Source organism: Bordetella genomosp. 5, assembly GCF_002261475.1.
In the GTDB taxonomy this organism is placed as follows: Bacteria; Pseudomonadota; Gammaproteobacteria; order Burkholderiales; family Burkholderiaceae_B; genus Bordetella.
The window spans coordinates 320,013-337,054 of record NZ_NEVN01000008.1; the positions used below are offsets into that span (position 1 = coordinate 320,013).

Sequence of the window (17,042 nt, forward strand, 5' to 3'; positions counted from 1 at the left end):
ATTATCTTTCAGCCGAGAGGACTCGATGGCGCAGTGCGGGCAGGCTGGCCCGGACGTGCGCGATGCGCTCAGGCTCTATGGTACCGCCGATGACGCCCGGCCCTTCGGGCAACACATCGACGATTTCGCCCCAGGGATCCACCAGCATGGAATGGCCCCAGGTGCGCCGGCCCGTCGGGTGGGTGCCGCCCTGCGCCGGTGCCAGCACGTAGCACTGATTTTCGATGGCGCGGGTTCGCAGCAGCAATTCCCAATGCGCCTGCCCGGTCGTATACGTAAATGCGGCGGGAACCAGGATCAGGTTTACCGGTCCCATGGCACGATAGAGTTCCGGAAAACGCAGGTCATAACAAACCGATAATCCGACCTTGCCGGCCTCGGTATCGAAGGTCTGGACCTGAGCGCCCGGGCAAATTGCCCGCGCCTCGTCATAAGACTCTTCGCCCCGCTGGAAATTGAACAGATGGATTTTGTCGTAGCGCGCCGCGGGCTTGCCGTCCGGGCCGAACACCATGGTGGTATTGAAAACCCGCTGCGGTTCGGGGCTGGCCATGGGCAGGGTTCCGCCCACCAGCCAGATGCCGTGGCGCTGTGCGGTGCGGGCCAGAAATTCCTGGATCGGGCCAGCGCCGTCGGCCTCTTTGATCGCAAGTTTGTCAGTATCTTGACGACCCATAAAACAGAAGTATTCAGGCAGAGCCACCAATTTGGCGCCGCTTTGCGCCGCTGTTTCGATCAATTGACCAGCGGTTTCGAGGTTTTCATGGAGATCGGGCGCGCTGACCATCTGGATGGCGGCAACCCGCATGGCGCTTGGCTCGGACGGAAATAGGCGGTCGGTCATTTGCTACAAATTCCTTCACAAAAGTCTAGAGACTGGTCGGAATAATTTCTGTATTATTGAAAAACAACTAAAGCATATGAAAGCAAGCCGGCGAATTTGAATCAATACCAGGAAACAAAAATCATGCCCCGTGAGACTTACGCAGCGCAGCAACTCAAGATCGAAAAGGAAATCAACAAACTCCAGAAGCGCGCCGAAGCCCTTCAGACCCGGCGCCGCAAGCCGGTGATCGCCTCGATCATCAAGTCGATGCGTGAATACAATATCACCCCCGAAGAGATCGTCGCCGCCCTGGGTTCGGCCAAAGCGCCGCGCAGCGCGCCGCGCAGCAAGAACACCTCCGGCGCGAGCTCCAGCGCCAAGCGCGCCGTGGCGCCCAAGTACCGTCACCCCAAGACGGGCGAAACCTGGAGCGGCCGTGGCAAAGCCCCGCGCTGGCTGGTGGCCGAAGAGAGCAGCGGCGCCGCCCGCGACAGCTTCCTGATCAAATGACATCGCCCGACACGATTTATTGTCGGCAAAAAAGCGCGTCTCGATGACGCGCTTTTTTTTCGCCCGCGCACTGCAATATTTCGGCGAATTGCCCAACATTTAACGGGCGGATTGATATATTTCCGCAACCCGGAACGCCGCCGTGAAATATCCGGTGATTTTCCGCAGGCGCGAGATTTTTGTCTCACCGCCAAAGTCAGTAAATCGTCAGGCAATACGGAACGCTGTGGGATTAAACAGACAGCGCCCGCCGTATTTTCACTGGTCTACCGGGAACGCCACCTGACGCTCCGCGCCGTTGTTGCCCGGGAAATTGTCGAAGATGGCACGCACCAGGTAAGGCATCGTGCGCACGAGATTGTCGCGCTCGGTGTTGATATAGGCCGACGAGCGATACACCTCGGCGCCGTTGCGCGCGTTGTCGAGGATGCGCAGGCTCAGGTGGTTGCGATAGGCCACCATCGGCACGTCGACCCACTCGGGGCCCCAGTAGCCGAAGCCGCCCCACCGCGGACCATAAAAACCGCCGTAGCCGCCGTAAAAATACGGATCGTACGCGCGGCGCACCATCACCTGGGTTTGCGCGACGCCATATTCGAACGACACGGTAAAACGCGCCGGGCCATTGCCCTGGCTTTCGACGAGGCCGGTGGCGCCGATACCGGCGCGAACGGTGTCGCGGTAAGACTGATATTCGAGATTATTGGCCTGGACCGGATCCACGGTCGCGAAGCGGTAGGTCTGCCCGGTGGCATCCGCCGGCCACTGCTGGAACGACGTGACCCGCGCGGCCACGGTGGGGGTGGCGCAGCCACTGATCACCGCGGCGCCCGCCAGGACGACGGACAAGCCGATCCAGCGGCACACCCGGGCGACGGCGGGGCCTGCGGCGCGTGCAATTGCGTATTTATTGAACATGTCAGCGTACATATCGGGCATCCAAAGACGAGCAGGCGAGCGCGTCTGTACAGTTGGACCGGCGCGACAGGCAAAAGTTTAACTCTTGCAATACCGTGTCCGATAGAGGATGACGGCCTGCGCCTACAATACGTCTTTGTCCTTCAGCCCTCGGGAAGCCATGCGCACTGATACGCCAGTCACCATCTATCGCAAGGACTACGTTCCGTATCCCTACACCATCGACGAAGTCGCCCTGACCTTCGATCTGGCGCCCGAGAGCACCGACGTGCACTGCGCGATGCTGGTGCGTCGCCGCGCCGACGCGCCCGCGAATGCCGCGCTCGAGCTCGATGGCGAAGACCTCGAACTGGTGTCGGTGTCGGTGGACGGCACGCCCTGGCCGGCCGAGCGCTGGAGCGTGACCGAGCGCCAGCTGGTGCTGCGCGACCTGCCCGACGAAGCGCGGGTCGAGACCCTGAGCCGCTGCCGCCCGAGCGAAAACTCCACGCTGATGGGTCTGTACGTCTCCGGCGGCAACTTTTTCACGCAATGCGAGGCCGAGGGATTCCGCCGCATCACCTGGTTCGCCGATCGCCCGGACGTGATGTCGCGCTACCGCGTCACGCTGCGCGCCGACGAGGCCTATCCGCTGCTGCTGTCCAATGGCAACCTCATCTCGACGCAGCGTCTGCCCGACGGCCGCCACCAGGCCGACTGGGAAGACCCGTTCCCCAAGCCTTGCTATCTGTTCGCGCTGGTCGCGGGCAACCTGACCCACCGGGAGTCGCGCGTGCGCACGGCGTCCGGCCGCGAGGTGCTGCTGCAGGTCTACAGCGACCCGGGCTCCGAATCGCGCACCGAATGGGCGCTGGAGTCTCTCGAACGCGCGTTGCGCTGGGACGAGACCCGCTTCGACCTGGAGCTCGACCTGGACCGCTTCATGGTGGTCGCGGTGCGTGACTTCAACATGGGGGCCATGGAGAACAAGGGCCTCAACATTTTCAATGCCGCGTATGTGCTGGCGGATCCGGACACCGCCACCGACGCCAACTACGACGGCATCGAGTCGGTCGTGGGCCACGAGTATTTCCACAACTGGACGGGCAACCGCGTCACCTGCCGCGATTGGTTCCAGCTGAGCCTCAAGGAAGGGCTCACGGTGTTCCGCGATCAGGAGTTCAGCGCTGACATGATGGCGCGCGACCTCGACGCGGCCGCCGCCGCGAGCGCGCGCGCCGTCAAACGCATCGACGACGTCGTGACGCTGCGCGCCGCGCAGTTTCCCGAGGACGCGGGTCCGATGGCGCATCCGATCCGCCCCGACAGCTACCAGGAGATCGGCAACTTCTACACCGCCACGGTGTACGAAAAAGGCGCCGAGGTCATCCGCATGCAGCACACGCTGCTGGGCGAGGCCGGGTTCCAGGCGGGCATCGCCGAGTACTTCCGCCGCCACGACGGCCAGGCCGTCACCTGCGACGACTTCGTCGACGCCATGGATTCGGTGTATCGCACCCAGCATCCCGGCCGCGACCTGACGGTGTTCCGCAATTGGTACTCGCAGGCGGGCACGCCGCGCGTGGCGGTCCAGATCGACCACGACGCGCAGGCACGCCGCGTCACGATCACGCTCACGCAGCGCTGCGCGCCGGTGGGCGTCGAGAAGCGCGCGGGCAACGGCCGCACCAAGCAACCGTTCCATATTCCTTTCGCACTCGGCCTGCTCGGGCGCGACGGCCGTGCGCTGCCGCTGCGCAGCGGCGGCCAGACCGTCGATACGGCGCTGCTCGAGCTCACCGCCGAATCGCAACAATGGACCTTCGACGATATCGACGAAGCGCCGGTGCCGTCGCTGCTGCGCGGCTTCTCGGCCCCGGTGATCGTCGAATACGACTGGACCGACGAAGAGCTGGCCCTGCTTTCGGCCCATGACAACGATCCGTTCGCCCGCTGGGAAGCCGGTCAGGAGCTCGCCACGCGCCAGATCCTCGCGCTTGCCGCCCAGCATCGCGAAGGCGCGCCGCTCGAGGTGGATGACGCCTTCTTCGAGGCATGGCGCGCCCTGCTCTCGGACCCCGAACTCGACGCCGGCTACCGCGCCCGCGCGCTGTCGCTGCCCTCCGAGAAAACGCTCGCCGAGCGCATGGAGCCGATCGACCCGCCGGCACTGGCCGCCGCGCGCGACTTTCTGCGCGCCGAGCTCGGCCGCCGGCTGGCCTCGCTGTGGCGCGCCGCGTTCGACGCCAACCAGACGCCCGGCGCGTATAGCCCGGCGCCCGGCCCCGTGGGCCGCCGCGCGCTCAAGAACCTCGCCCTGAGCCACCTGATGGCCGGTGGCATCGAGGGTGCGCAGGCGCTGGCCCAGACCCAATACGACCAGGCCGGCAACATGACCGACAGCCTGGCCGCCCTCTCCTCGCTCGTGAATTACGCCGACGAAAAGGCGGCCGCGGCTGCGCTGGCTCACTTTTATCAGCGCTGGGAAAAAGACCCGCTGGTGGTCGACAAGTGGTTTGCGCTGCAAGCCACCGCCCGTGGCGCCGGCGTCGCGCAGATCCGTGCGCTGATGCAGCACCCGGCCTTCACGCTGCGCAACCCGAATCGCGCGCGCGCCCTGATCTTCCAGTTCTGCCTGAACAACGCCCGCGGCATGCACCACACGGACGCGAGCGGCTACGGCTTCTGGGCGGATCAAGTGCTCGCGCTCGACGCGCTCAATCCGGAAATCGCGGCGCGGCTGGCCCGCGCCCTGGACAACTGGTCCCGCTTCATCCCCGCGCTGCGCGCGCCGATGCAGAAGGCGCTCGAACGCGTCCGCCAGCATCCGGACCTTTCGCGCAACGTACAGGAAATCGTCTCGAAAGCATTGGAATTCGCCGCATAGGAGGCTCATTTGAAACGCAAAACCCTGACTCAATACCTGGTCGAGCAACAGCGCTCGACCGAGGCCATCGCACCCGAAGTGCGACTGCTCATCGAAGTGGTCGCGCGTGCGTGCAAAGCCATCAGCCACGCCGTCAGCAAGGGCGCGCTGGGCGGTGTGCTCGGCAGCCTCGATAGCGAAAACGTGCAAGGCGAAGTGCAGAAGAAGCTGGACGTCATGTCCAACGAGATCCTGCTCGAAGCCAATGAATGGGGCGGCCACCTCGCCGCCATGGCGTCGGAAGAGATGGAAACGATCCATCCGATTCCCAACCGCTATCCCAAGGGCGAATACCTGCTGTTGTTCGATCCCCTCGACGGCTCGTCGAACATCGACGTGAACGTGTCGATCGGCACGATCTTCTCGGTGCTGCGCGCACCGCACCACGTCGCGGGCGCCCCCGTGACCGAACAGGATTTCCTGCAGCCCGGCAGCCAGCAGGTCGTGGCCGGCTACGCCGTGTACGGCCCGCAGACCATGCTGGTGCTCACCGTGGGCCATGGCGTGGTGGGCTTCACGCTCGATCGCGAAATGGGTTCGTGGGTGCTGACGCACGACAACATGCGCATCCCCGCCGACACCAAGGAATTCGCCATCAACATGTCGAACATGCGCCACTGGGCTCCCCCGGTCAAACGCTATATCGACGAGTGCCTGGCCGGTGTCACCGGCCCGCTGGCCAAGGACTACAACATGCGCTGGATCGCCTCGATGGTGGCCGACGTGCATCGCATCCTGACCCGCGGCGGTGTGTTCATGTATCCCTGGGATGCGCGCGAACCGGGCAAGGCGGGCAAGCTGCGCCTGATGTACGAAGCCAATCCGATGAGCTTCATCGTCGAACAGGCGGGCGGCGCCTCGATCAACGGCGTGGAACGCATCCTCGACATCAAGCCGGACCAGCTGCACCAGCGCGTGAGCGTGATCCTGGGCTCGAAGAACGAAGTCGAGCGCGTCGGACGCTATCACCAGGAGGCAGCGGCGGGCTGACGTCCATCCGCTGCTCGAACGAAAAGGCCGTACCCGCGCAAGCCGGTACGGCCTTTTCAATGAAAACCGCCCGCCGATGGCGCCCCTAGGGGCCGTCATCGGCGGGCGGATCGCAATCACCCGGCCATCAGCGATGGCCCGCGATCACTTGACCTGTTCCATGGTCTTCACGTCGTCCTTGTTCATCTGGACCTTCTTGCCGTCCTTTTCGTACTCGTACATACCGGTCTTCTTGTTGTAATCGGGCTCGTCCGACGTCATGACCTGACTTCCGTCACGCTTTTCCACGACGGTGGGCGACGAGCAGCCGGCCATCACGCCGACACCGGTCAGGACAAGGGCTAGCGTCATGTTCTTGAAGCGCATGGGCGTTCTCCGTTTGTCTTAAGGTGAATTCACTGTACCTGCGCGAAGCCGCCTTGCCGGTGACGGGTTGTGGTCAAAGTGCATGGGTCTGTATCCGCCGCTACAGATCCCGGCGAAAACGTAACAAGCATGAAAAAACCCCACCCGGCACGCGTCCGGATGGGGCTTTTGCGCAACGCGCGGCGCTCAGATCTTGGCGTTGGCCTCGATAAAAGCGCGCACATCCGCCTGCGTGCAGTCCATGACGGTGACACGCTGCGGCAGCGATTCGAGGTCGGCCAGTGCCAGCGGCGGCGGGACGGGATGCCCCAGCGCGGCCTCGATGGTGTCGGAGAACTTGGCCGGCAACGCGGTCTCGAGCACCAGCATGGGCACGCCCGGCTCGAGGAAATCGCGCGCGACCTTCACGCCGTCCGCCGTGTGCGGATCGATCAGGACGCCGCTCTCCTCGTACACCTGCCGGATCGTAGCCAGGCGGTCGTCGTGGTTGCTCACGCCGGACACGAAGCCATACTGGCGTTCGAAGTCGGGCTGACGCTCCGACAGATCGAAGCTGCCCTGCTCGGCGAGCTGGGCCCAGAGCACCTTGACGCGGTCGGCGTCGCGGCCGACCAGCTCGAACACGAAGCGCTCGAAATTGGAGGCGCGCGAAATGTCCATCGACGGGCTGGAGGTCGCGTAGGTGTGCTGCGGCCCGCGCGGACGATAGATGCCGGTGCGGAAGAACTCTTCGAGCACGTTGTTTTCGTTGGTGGCGAGCACCAGGCGGCGCACCGGCAGACCCATGCTGCGGGCGATGTGGCCCGACAGGATGTTGCCGAAGTTGCCGGACGGCACCGCGAAGGAGACTTCCTTCGCACCGCCCTCGTCGGTCGCGCGCAGCCAGCCGTGGAAGTAATACACCACCTGTGCCGCGATGCGGGCCCAGTTGATGGAATTGACGGCGCCCAGGCGGTAGCGGTTCTTGAAGTCCAGATCGCCGGCCAAAGCCTTGACGATGTCCTGGGCCTCGTCGAACACGCCGCGCACCGCGATGTTGTGGATGTTTTCGTCTTGCAGCGAATACATCTGCGCGCGCTGGAACGTGCTCATGCGGCCGTGAGGCGACAGCATGAACACGGCCACGCCCTTCTTGCCGCGCAGCGCGTACTCGGCAGCGGAGCCGGTGTCGCCGGACGTGGCGCCCACGATGTTGAGCGTGGTGTTGCGCTCGGTGAGCACGTATTCGAAAACCTGGCCCAGGAACTGCATGGCCATGTCCTTGAATGCCAGCGTCGGGCCTTCGGACAGGCCCAGCAGCTTGAGCTCGCCGCCCAGCGGCCGCAACGGCACGATGTCTTCGCTCGAAAACACCTGTTCGTTGTAGGCGGCCGCGGTCAGGCGGCGCAGCACGTCGGCCGGGATGTCGGTCGCGAAGAGCGACAACACCTCGTAGGCGAGCCCGGCGTAATCCAGGCCGCGCCAGGATTCAAGCGTGGCGGCGTCGACGCGGGGCAGGGTCTCGGGAATCGCCAGCCCGCCGTCGGGCGCGAGGCCCTCGAGCAGGATGTCGGAGAACGCTTGCGGGGCCATGCCGCCGCGGGTCGAAACGTACTTCATGTGAGGTTTTCCATGCGCAGTCGGGTCACCTTGGAGCGCACGAACGACAGGGATTCGATGCGCTCGATGGCCTGGTTGACGTTGCCCTCGACGGCCTGATGGGTCAGGAAGATGATGTCGGCGCCGCCGATGTGCGACGGTTGCTGGATCATCGACCCGATCGAGATGCCGCGATCGGCCAGGATGCGCGCGATGTCGGCCAGCACACCGGGCTGGTCGTCGACGCGCAGGCGCAGGTAGTAAGAGGTGCTCACCTGCTCGATCGGCAGGATCGCCAGGTCGGACATCGCATCGGGCTGGAAGGCCAGGTGCGGTACGCGATTACCCGGGTCCGCGGTATGCAGGCGGGTCACGTCGACCAGGTCGGCCACCACGGCCGAGGCGGTGGGTTCTTCACCGGCGCCTTGACCATAGTACAACGTCGGGCCGACGGCGTCGCCGCGCACCAGCACGGCGTTCATCGCGCCTTCGACATTGGCCAGCAGACGCTCGGCCGGCACCAGCGCGGGGTGCACGCGCAGTTCGATGCCTTCGGCACGGCGCTTGGTGATGCCTAGCAGCTTGATGCGGTAGCCGAGCTTCTCGGCGTGCGCGATGTCTTCCTGGGCCAGTTGCGAGATGCCCTCGATGTGGGCCTTGTCGAACTGCACTGGCACACCGAAGGCGAGCGAGGCCAGCAGCGTGAGCTTGTGCGCGGCATCCACGCCTTCGACGTCGAAGGTGGGATCGGCCTCGGCGTAGCCCAGGCGCTGGGCCTCGGCCAGCACCTCGGCGAACGGCAGGCCGCGCGAGCGCATCTCGGAGAGGATGAAGTTGGTGGTGCCGTTGATGATGCCGGCCACCCACTCGATCCGGTTGGCCGTCAGGCCTTCGCGGATCGCCTTGATGATGGGAATGCCACCCGCCACCGCGGCCTCGAAGGCCACCATCACGCCACGCTCGGAAGCCGCGGCGAAGATCTCGTTGCCGTGCTTGGCCAGCAACGCCTTGTTGGCGGTGACCACGTGCTTGCCCTGGGCAATGGCTTCGAGCACCAGTTCGCGGGCCACGGTATCGCCGCCGATCAGCTCGACCACGATATCGATGTCCGGATCGCGCACCAGCGCGTTGACGTCGGTGGAGATATCGATGCCCTCGCCCACGCGCGCGCGGGCCTTGGCCACGTCACGCACCGCGATGCGGCTGACTTCGATGCGCCGTCCGGCGCGACGTGCGATTTCTTCGGCGTTGCGGGACAGCACACTCCAGGTGCCGCCACCGACCACGCCCAGGCCCAACAGGCCGACCTTCATGGGATTCATTTCAGCAAACCGTCCTTGCGGAACATATCTTTGATGCCGCGCACCGCCTGGCGGGTGCGCTGCTCGTTTTCGATAAGAGCGAAGCGCACGTATTCGTCGCCATACTCGCCGAAGCCGATCCCGGGGGACACGGCGACCTTCGCATCCGACAGGACACGCTTGGAGAATTCCAAAGAGCCCATTGCCCTGTAGGGCTCTGGGATCTGCGCCCATATGTACATCGACGCCTTCGGGATTTCCACATTCCAGCCTGCTTCGTGCAGACCGCGCGCCAGCACATCACGCCGGCGCTGATACTGGGCCACGATCTCGTTCACGCAATCCTGCGGACCGTCCAGCGCGGCAATCGATGCCACCTGAATCGGCGTGAACGTACCGTAGTCGTGATAACTCTTGATGCGTGCGAGCGCGCCCACCAGCTCGCGGTTGCCCACCATGTAGCCGATGCGCCAGCCCGCCATGTTGTAGCTCTTGCTCATCGTGAAGAACTCGACGGCGACATCGCGCGCGCCCGGCACCTGCATGATGGAAGGCGCCACGTAGCCGTCGAAACAGATGTCGGCGTAGGCCAGATCGTGCACGACCAGAATGTCGTGCTCCTTGGCGAGGGCGACCACGCGCTCGAAGAACGACAGGTCGACGCACTGCGCCGTGGGATTGCTCGGGAAGCCCAGGATCATCATCTTGGGCTTGGGAATCGACTCGCGCACCGCACGCTCGATCTCTTCGAAGAAATCGATGCCGGGCGTCATGGGCACGGAGCGGATGCTGGCGCCGGCGATCACGGCGCCGTAGATATGGATGGGGTAGCTCGGGTTCGGCACCAGCACGGTGTCGCCGCGATCGAGCGTCGCCAGCATCAAGTGAGCCAGGCCTTCCTTGGAGCCGATCGTGACGATGGCTTCGGAATCCGGATCGAACTCGACGGCGTAGCGGCGCTGATACCAGTCGCAGATGGCCTTGCGCAGACGCGGGATGCCCTTGGACACCGAGTAGCCGTGCGTGGTCTCGCGGCTCGAGGCCTCGACCAGCTTGTCGACGATGTGCTTGGGCGTGGCGCCGTCCGGGTTGCCCATCGACATGTCGATGATGTCTTCGCCCCGACGCCGGGCCGCCATCTTGAGCTCGCCAGTAATGTTGAAAACGTACGGGGGCAGGCGCTCGATGCGAGAGAACTTCCTCATGGGAATGATCCTAAATGGCGAGGGGATGAGACGGTGTCGGAACCCGGGGGGCACGCGTGGCGCGGCGTCGGGCATGGTTCTTGCGCGATTGCGGCGCAACAAAACCTTGTAATCTAGCGCAAGCGTGCCCGTCCGGCAAATGGGCCGCGCTGTGTCCCCGGCGCCCCCGTGATTCCCCTGCAACATACCGTCACGGCGATGCGCTATCATCGGACCCGTATAAGCCGGAGTATTTATTGAAGCTGCATACTGATCCTGCGTCGGCCCTGAACACGGTCACCGCCTATGGCGAGGGCTATATCGAGGTCAACCAGGCAAGATTTTCTCACGCGGTCGCCTTTGGCCCCGAAGGCGACGTCACCGAATGGCCGGTCCGAGTCGCGACCGACATCACCGCCGCCCTGCTTCAGCAGGCCGCCGGCCTGGCAGCCCCCGCCCGCGATCCCCTGGCCTTTCTCGACGAACCCGAGAGCACCACGCTCACGCGCTCGCCCGATTCGCCCGAAGTCCTGATCGTGGGCACCGGTTTGCGCCAACGCATGCTGCCTCCCGAAGTCCTGCGCCCGCTGCTCATGGCCGGCGTCGGCGTCGAGGTGATGGACACCCAGGCGGCCGCCCGTACCTACAACATCCTGATGGCGGAAGGCCGGCGCGTGGTCGTCGCCCTGCTGCCCACCGACGAGATCTCTCCATGAGCGCAACCATCGGCAAGCCCGCCCCTCTGTTCACGGCCGAAAGCACGATCGGCCCGGTCAGTCTGGAACAGTGCCAGGGCCGCGCGGTCGTGCTGTATTTCTACCCGAAGGACAACACCCCGGGCTGCACGACCGAGAGCCAGGATTTCCGCGACATGCACGACGAGTTCCTCGGCGCCAGCACCATCGTGCTGGGCATTTCGCGCGATTCGCTCAAGTCTCACGAGAACTTCAAAACCAAGTTCGAACTTCCCTTCCCCCTCATCTCCGACGCCGACGAAACCGTGTGCAATCTGTACGGCGTCATCAAGCAGAAGAATATGTATGGCAAACAGGTGCGTGGCATCGAACGCAGCACTTTCTTGATCGATGCCTACGGTGTGCTGGTGCAGGAGTGGCGCGGGGTGAAGGTGCCCGGCCACGCCAAGGAAGTCCTGCAGGCCGCCAAGAGCATCGGCTAGCCTCATATATCGGTTATGTCAGGCATTCAGCCGGCTTACACAGGAGATTGACCCTTATGCCGCTTCCGAAGTTGCCTACCCGACCCGCAGCGATCCTGACCTTTCCTTCTGGAGAGGCCGCCCGGGCCAAGCCCCGGGGGGACGCCAGCGCCGACCTCGACGACGAGGATCTGCTGGTTCAGCCCGAACTCGAAGGATTGACCGCGCCAGGCCGCAAAGAAGCCCCTGAGCCGCAGGCCAAAGCCCCTGCAGCCGTTCCTGCCAAACCCGCGCCGGCGGCCAAGACCGCCAAGCCTCCCCGCACCGCCAGCACACCGCGCAAGACGCGCGCCCCGGCGTCCGGCGAGCCGCGCAAGCTGTTCGTGCTCGACACCAACGTGCTGCTGCACGATCCCACGTCGATCTTCCGTTTCGAAGAACACGACATCTTCCTGCCCATGATGACGCTCGAAGAGCTGGATCATCAGAAAAAGGGCATGTCGGAAGTGGCGCGCAACGCCCGCCAGGTCAGCCGTTCGCTCGACGCCCTGGTGCAGGACGGCGCGCAGCTCGACGAGGGTCTGGCGCTCGACAAGCTGGGCAACAAGGACGCCACCGGGCGCCTGATGTTCCAGACCACGGCCATCCACAGCACGCTGCCGTCGGACCTGCCCATGGGCAAGGCCGACAACCAGATCCTGGGGGTGGTGCGCGCGCTCCAGGAAAAGTACGCCGACCGCGAGGTGGTGCTGGTGTCGAAAGACATCAACATGCGCCTGAAGGCCCGCGCGCTGGGCATGGCGGCCGAAGACTATTACAACGATCACGTCCTCGAAGACTCCGACCTGATGTACTCGGGCGTGATGCAGCTGCCCGAAGACTTCTGGAACAAGCACGGCAAGGACGTCGAATCGTGGCAACAGGGCGGCACGACGTTCTACCGCATCCGCGGCCCGCTGTGTGCGCAGTTCGTGGTGAACCAGTTCGTCTTCTTCGAAGGCCAGATGCCGCTGTACGCGCAGGTGCGCGAGGTCAGCGGCAAGACCGCCGTCCTGGCCACGCTGCGTGACTACACCCACGGCAAGAACAACGTCTGGGGCATCACCGCCCGCAACCGCGAGCAGAATTTCGCGCTCAACCTGCTGATGAATCCCGAATGCGATTTCGTGTCGCTGCTGGGACAGGCCGGTACCGGCAAGACGCTGCTGGCGCTGGCGGCCGGCATCACCCAGGTGCTCGAGACCAAGCGCTACACCGAGATCATCATGACCCGCGTCACGGTGCCGGTGGGCGAAGACATCGGTTTCCTGCCGGGCACCGAAGAAGAGAAGATGCTGCCCTGGATGGGCGCGCTCGAGGACAACCTCGACGTGCTCAACATGGGCGATGGCGAAGGCGGGGCCGATTGGGGTCGCGCCGCCACCATGGACCTGATCCGCTCGCGGATCAAGGTCAAGTCGCTGAACTTCATGCGCGGCCGCACCTTCCTCAACAAGTACCTCATCATCGACGAGGCGCAGAACCTCACGCCCAAGCAGATGAAGACGCTGATCACGCGTGCCGGCCCCGGCACCAAGGTGGTCTGCCTCGGCAACGTCGCCCAGATCGACACGCCCTACCTCACCGAGGGCAGCTCGGGCCTGACCTTCGTGGTCGACCGCTTCAAGGGCTGGCCGCATTCAGGCCATGTCACGTTGCAGCGGGGCGAGCGTTCGCGTCTGGCCGACTACGCCGGCGACGTGCTCTGACCCCACGCCGCGTCATCGCGCCATCCCCGACCCGCGCTTCGGCGCGGGTTTTTTCTGGCTCGGTGTAGCATCCTATATTGTCACGGTTACGCCTGCCGCTCCTCCCGCCCCTCCATGACCGAATCCGCTCCCGCTTCCTCCGCCCTGCCCGTGGGCATCACCATGGGCGACGCCGCCGGCATCGGCCCGGAGATCATCGTCAAGGCCTGCGCCCAGGGGTTGGGCGCGCCGGTGGTGGTCTACGGCGATGCCGGTGTGCTGCGCCGGACGATCGAGGCGCTGGGCGCAAGGCTGGCGGTCCGCGAGATCGACGACGCGCGCGAGGCCCGGCCGGACGCCGGAAGCATCGACGTGGTCCGCACCGGCGCGCCGCTGGCGGCCGACCTGCCCTTGGGCAAGGTCAACGCCGCCGCCGGCCAGGCCGCCTACGACTATCTCTGCGCGGCCATCGACGCGGCGCAGGCAGGCACGATCCGGGCAATCGTGACCGCGCCCCTGAACAAGCACTCGATGCACCTGGCCGGCATCGACCAGCCGGGTCACACCGAAATCCTGGCCGAACGCTCACAGACCCGCCAGTTCGCCATGATGCTGGCCAACGACGAGCTGCGCGTGCTGCTGGTCACGATTCACGTCGCGCTCGCCGACGTGATGGCGCTCATCACGCCCGAGTCCGAGCTGGGCGCGATCCGGCTGGCCGATCGCGCCTGCCGCCAGATGGGCATCGCCCGTCCACGCGTGGCCGTGGCCGGCCTGAATCCGCATGCCGGCGAAGACGGCAAGTTCGGCCGCGAAGACATCGATATCATCGCGCCGGCCGTGGCGCAGGCGCGGGCCGAGGGCCTGGATGCCTCCGGCCCCTGGCCCGGCGACACCATTTTCATGCGGGCACGCCGCGGCGAGTTCGATATCGTGGTCGCCCAGTACCATGACCAGGGCCTGATCCCGGTCAAGTATCTGGGCATCGACCACGGTGTCAACGTCACCGTCGGCCTGCCCTTCGTGCGCACGAGCGTCGATCACGGCACCGCCTTCGACATCGCCGGCCAGGGCATCGCCGATCCGGCGTCGCTGGTGGCCGCGTTCGACCTGGCCCTGTCCATGACGCCCTGAGCCTCACCCCCGACTTCAGAACACTCATCATCATGTCCAGTCTCATCGTTCACGGCGGCACCCCGCTACGCGGCGAAATCCATCCGTCGGCCAACAAGAACGCGGTGCTGCCGATCCTGTGCGCCACCCTGCTCACCGATGCGCCGCTGCGGCTGCATGGCGTGCCCGACATCACCGACGTGCGCAAGATTCTCGAGATCTTCCGCACGCTGGGCAGCGACGTGAAGCTCGATCCCGTGACGCGCACGCTGGATCTGCACCATCACGCCACCACGTTCGACGCCAGCCGCCATCGCCTGCCGGAGGAGATGCGCTCCTCCATCATGCTGGTGCCGCCGCTGCTCGCCCGCTTCAGCGTGGCGCGCCTCGAAGACAACGTCAAGGGCTGCACGCTGGGCGTGCGCGAGATCGATCCGCACGTCGAAGTGTTCCGCCGTTTCGGCGGTGAAGTCGAGCGCGCCGAAGGCTCGTTGCTGGTGCGCGGCGCGCGCCTCACGCCCACCGATCACTGGCTCGACTACGCCTCCGTCACCACCACTGAAAACTTCGTGCTGTGCGCGGCCGCCGCGAGCGGCGCGTCCACGCTCACGAACGCCGCCTCCGAGCCCCACGTGCAGGAGTTCTGCCGCTTCATGACGCTCATCGGCGTGCGCATCGAGGGCCTGGGCACGTCGCGCCTCACGGTGCATGGCGGCCAGCCCTTCAAGGGCGGAGAGTTCCGCTTCGCCGAAGACTTCCACGAGATCACCACCTTCCTGGCGCTGGGCGCGATCACCGGCGGCGACGTCGTCGTGCGCAACACCACGCCCGAAGACTTCCCGCTGATCGATCGCACGTTCGCCAAGTTCGGCGTGAAGATCGTCCACGAAAACGGCTGGTCGCGCGCGCTGCGCGATGGCCCGCTCAAGGTGCAGACGCCGTTCACGAGCAACGTGCTGACCAAGGTCGAGGCGGCGCCGTGGCCGTACGTGCCGGTCGATCTGCTGCCCATCTTCATTGCGCTGGGCGTGCGGGCACAGGGCAACGCGATGTTCTGGAACAAGGTCTACGACGGCGCGCTGGGCTGGTCCACCGAGCTCGGCAAGTTCGGCGCTCACGTGTTCCAGTCGGATCCGCATCGCCTGATCACGTTCGGCGGCGGGCCGCTCACGCCCGCGGTGGTCGAAAGCCCCTACATCATTCGCGTGGCCATCGCGCTGTTCATGGTGGCGGCCAGCATCAGCGGGCGATCGGAGATCCGCTATGCCGCCCCGATCCGCCGCGCCCACCCGCACTTCGTCGAAAACCTCCGGGCACTCGGCGCGGATGTGGAGTGGACGGCCGAAGACTGACGCCTCCTGTCATCGTGCGGGCGCCGTGGCGCGCCCGCACGATGTCCGCCTGTCCGCAGACCTGAATACAAACTGACCGACAGACCTTGCAACGAGGTCTACAATAGCGGCGCTTCATCGGTCCAACCTCACGCTTGCCCCATGTCCCGCCTCGCCCGCTTTCTGCCCGACCGCTTCACCCTGCTCCTCGTCACCACCGTCATCATCGCCAGCCTGCTGCCCGCGCACGGCCAGGGCATCGAGATCTTCGGGTGGATCACCAACATCGCGGTCGCCCTGCTGTTCTTCCTGCACGGCGCACGACTCTCGCGCGACGCCATCGTCGCCGGCGTCACGCACTGGCGGCTGCACCTGACGATCTTCTCGGCGACGTTCCTGATGTTTCCGTTGCTGGGCGTGGCGCTCAAGCCCGTGCTCGAGCCGCTGGTGACGCCCGAGCTCTATCTCGGCATCCTGTTCCTGTGCTGCCTGCCGGCCACGGTGCAATCCGCGATCGCGTTCACCTCGATGGCGCGCGGCAACGTGCCGGCCGCGGTATGCAGTGCGTCGGCCTCGAGCCTGCTCGGCATCTTCATCACGCCGCTGCTCGTGGGCACGGTGGTCGCCAGCACGGCGGCCGCGCCGATCTCCTTCGATGCCGTCGGCAAGATCATGCTGCAGCTGCTGCTGCCCTTCGTGCTGGGCCAGCTGCTGCGCCCCTGGATCGGCGCCTGGGTCCACCGCCGCAAGTCGATGCTGAAATGGGTCGACCAGGGCTCGATCCTGCTGGTGGTGTACACGGCGTTCTCCGAGGCCGTGAACGAAGGCCTGTGGCAGAACACGCCCGTGCCCGCCCTGCTCGGCCTGCTGGCCTGCTGCGCCATCATCCTGGCGCTGGCGCTGCTGGGCTCGCAACTGATGGGCAAGCTGTTCGGCTTCGACGTCGCCGATCGCATCACCCTGCTCTTCTGCGGCTCCAAGAAGAGCCTGGCGAGCGGCATTCCGATGGCCCAGGTCATCTTCGCCGGCCAGGCCGTCGGCGCCATCGTGCTGCCGTTGATGCTGTTTCACCAGATCCAGCTGATGGTGTGCGCGGTGCTCGCCTCGCGCTACGCGCGCCGCCCGGAGTGACATCTC

Annotated in this window: 15 protein-coding genes; 9 read left to right on the forward strand and 6 right to left on the reverse strand. The window is 65.3% G+C overall.

Translation table 11 applies throughout. The features are described 5' to 3' along the window. Position 1 precedes the first annotated feature (1 nt). The gene (locus CEK29_RS15975; RefSeq protein ID WP_094802029.1) at positions 2 to 844 is read right to left on the reverse strand and encodes a carbon-nitrogen hydrolase family protein; all 843 of its coding nucleotides are present in this window, start codon (positions 842 to 844) and stop codon (positions 2 to 4) included. A gap of 123 nt (positions 845 to 967) precedes the next feature. Here CEK29_RS15975 and CEK29_RS15980 point away from each other — a divergent pair, with 123 nt between their 5' ends. Then, entirely contained in the window at positions 968 to 1,336 is a 369-nt protein-coding gene (locus CEK29_RS15980) for an H-NS histone family protein (protein WP_094802031.1), read from the forward strand. A 258-nt stretch (positions 1,337 to 1,594) separates the two neighbouring features. Here the strand turns inward: CEK29_RS15980 and CEK29_RS15985 are convergent, their stop codons facing one another. Then, positions 1,595 to 2,254, reverse strand: coding sequence for a DUF4136 domain-containing protein (locus tag CEK29_RS15985; protein WP_094858726.1), 660 nt, complete (start codon positions 2,252 to 2,254; stop codon positions 1,595 to 1,597). Between the two features lie 160 nt (positions 2,255 to 2,414). Here CEK29_RS15985 and pepN point away from each other — a divergent pair, with 160 nt between their 5' ends. Together pepN and CEK29_RS15995 are read left to right on the forward strand one after the other, a co-directional pair. Then, entirely contained in the window at positions 2,415 to 5,120 is a 2,706-nt protein-coding gene (gene pepN, locus CEK29_RS15990; RefSeq protein WP_094858666.1) for an aminopeptidase N, read from the forward strand. A gap of 9 nt (positions 5,121 to 5,129) precedes the next feature. Next, on the forward strand, positions 5,130 to 6,149 hold the full coding sequence (locus tag CEK29_RS15995) for a class 1 fructose-bisphosphatase (protein WP_094858667.1): 1,020 nt from the start codon (positions 5,130 to 5,132) through the stop codon (positions 6,147 to 6,149). Between the two features lie 144 nt (positions 6,150 to 6,293). On the opposite strand, the gene CEK29_RS16000 is transcribed toward CEK29_RS15995, so the two are convergent. The 4 genes from CEK29_RS16000 to alaC all read right to left on the reverse strand — a co-directional run bounded on the left by CEK29_RS16000 (position 6,294) and on the right by alaC (position 10,599). Continuing rightward, positions 6,294 to 6,515, reverse strand: a complete 222-nt coding sequence (locus tag CEK29_RS16000) for a YgdI/YgdR family lipoprotein (RefSeq protein WP_094802037.1) — start codon at positions 6,513 to 6,515, stop codon at positions 6,294 to 6,296. A gap of 186 nt (positions 6,516 to 6,701) precedes the next feature. After that, the gene (gene thrC, locus CEK29_RS16005) at positions 6,702 to 8,114 is read right to left on the reverse strand and encodes a threonine synthase (RefSeq protein ID WP_094858668.1); all 1,413 of its coding nucleotides are present in this window, start codon (positions 8,112 to 8,114) and stop codon (positions 6,702 to 6,704) included. Beyond that, positions 8,111 to 9,415 carry a homoserine dehydrogenase gene (locus CEK29_RS16010; RefSeq protein WP_094802041.1) on the reverse strand — a complete coding sequence of 435 codons (1,305 nt, stop codon included), beginning with the start codon at positions 9,413 to 9,415 and terminating at the stop codon, positions 8,111 to 8,113. Before CEK29_RS16010 ends, thrC begins: the two co-directional genes overlap by 4 nt. Continuing rightward, positions 9,412 to 10,599 (reverse strand): alanine transaminase, encoded by a 1,188-nt coding sequence (gene alaC, locus CEK29_RS16015; protein WP_094858669.1) that lies wholly within the window; start codon positions 10,597 to 10,599, stop codon positions 9,412 to 9,414. The genes CEK29_RS16010 and alaC overlap by 4 nt, the downstream gene beginning before the upstream one ends. A gap of 236 nt (positions 10,600 to 10,835) precedes the next feature. Between alaC and CEK29_RS16020 the strand changes: the two genes are divergently transcribed. The 6 genes from CEK29_RS16020 (at position 10,836) to CEK29_RS16045 (ending at position 17,036) form a co-directional block, all read left to right on the forward strand. Beyond that, positions 10,836 to 11,294, forward strand: coding sequence for an Mth938-like domain-containing protein (locus tag CEK29_RS16020; protein ID WP_094802045.1), 459 nt, complete (start codon positions 10,836 to 10,838; stop codon positions 11,292 to 11,294). Beyond that, positions 11,291 to 11,755, forward strand: coding sequence for a peroxiredoxin (locus CEK29_RS16025; RefSeq protein WP_094802047.1), 465 nt, complete (start codon positions 11,291 to 11,293; stop codon positions 11,753 to 11,755). The genes CEK29_RS16020 and CEK29_RS16025 overlap by 4 nt, the downstream gene beginning before the upstream one ends. Before the next feature lie 56 nt (positions 11,756 to 11,811). After that, a complete protein-coding gene (locus tag CEK29_RS16030) occupies positions 11,812 to 13,482 on the forward strand; it encodes a PhoH family protein (protein ID WP_094858670.1) in 1,671 nt (556 codons plus the stop codon). Between the two features lie 114 nt (positions 13,483 to 13,596). Then, positions 13,597 to 14,595, forward strand: coding sequence for a 4-hydroxythreonine-4-phosphate dehydrogenase PdxA (gene pdxA, locus CEK29_RS16035; RefSeq protein WP_094858671.1), 999 nt, complete (start codon positions 13,597 to 13,599; stop codon positions 14,593 to 14,595). A 32-nt stretch (positions 14,596 to 14,627) separates the two neighbouring features. Next, positions 14,628 to 15,926, forward strand: a complete 1,299-nt coding sequence (locus tag CEK29_RS16040) for a UDP-N-acetylglucosamine 1-carboxyvinyltransferase (protein WP_094858672.1) — start codon at positions 14,628 to 14,630, stop codon at positions 15,924 to 15,926. A 141-nt stretch (positions 15,927 to 16,067) separates the two neighbouring features. Further along, entirely contained in the window at positions 16,068 to 17,036 is a 969-nt protein-coding gene (locus tag CEK29_RS16045; protein WP_094802055.1) for a bile acid:sodium symporter family protein, read from the forward strand. Positions 17,037 to 17,042: the final 6 nt, after the last annotated feature.

What these genes read in the sequence shown, in the direction of transcription:
- CEK29_RS15975 (WP_094802029.1), bottom strand. Translation starts at nt 844, where the DNA reads ATGACCGACCGCCTATTTCCGTCCGAGCCAAGCGCCATGCGGGTTGCC.
- CEK29_RS15980 (WP_094802031.1), top strand. Translation starts at nt 968, where the DNA reads ATGCCCCGTGAGACTTACGCAGCGCAGCAACTCAAGATCGAAAAGGAA.
- CEK29_RS15985 (WP_094858726.1), bottom strand. Translation starts at nt 2,254, where the DNA reads ATGTTCAATAAATACGCAATTGCACGCGCCGCAGGCCCCGCCGTCGCC.
- pepN (WP_094858666.1), top strand. Translation starts at nt 2,415, where the DNA reads ATGCGCACTGATACGCCAGTCACCATCTATCGCAAGGACTACGTTCCG.
- CEK29_RS16000 (WP_094802037.1), bottom strand. Translation starts at nt 6,515, where the DNA reads ATGCGCTTCAAGAACATGACGCTAGCCCTTGTCCTGACCGGTGTCGGC.
- thrC (WP_094858668.1), bottom strand. Translation starts at nt 8,114, where the DNA reads ATGAAGTACGTTTCGACCCGCGGCGGCATGGCCCCGCAAGCGTTCTCC.
- CEK29_RS16010 (WP_094802041.1), bottom strand. Translation starts at nt 9,415, where the DNA reads ATGAATCCCATGAAGGTCGGCCTGTTGGGCCTGGGCGTGGTCGGTGGC.
- alaC (WP_094858669.1), bottom strand. Translation starts at nt 10,599, where the DNA reads ATGAGGAAGTTCTCTCGCATCGAGCGCCTGCCCCCGTACGTTTTCAAC.
- CEK29_RS16025 (WP_094802047.1), top strand. Translation starts at nt 11,291, where the DNA reads ATGAGCGCAACCATCGGCAAGCCCGCCCCTCTGTTCACGGCCGAAAGC.
- CEK29_RS16030 (WP_094858670.1), top strand. Translation starts at nt 11,812, where the DNA reads ATGCCGCTTCCGAAGTTGCCTACCCGACCCGCAGCGATCCTGACCTTT.
- pdxA (WP_094858671.1), top strand. Translation starts at nt 13,597, where the DNA reads ATGACCGAATCCGCTCCCGCTTCCTCCGCCCTGCCCGTGGGCATCACC.
- CEK29_RS16040 (WP_094858672.1), top strand. Translation starts at nt 14,628, where the DNA reads ATGTCCAGTCTCATCGTTCACGGCGGCACCCCGCTACGCGGCGAAATC.
- CEK29_RS16045 (WP_094802055.1), top strand. Translation starts at nt 16,068, where the DNA reads ATGTCCCGCCTCGCCCGCTTTCTGCCCGACCGCTTCACCCTGCTCCTC.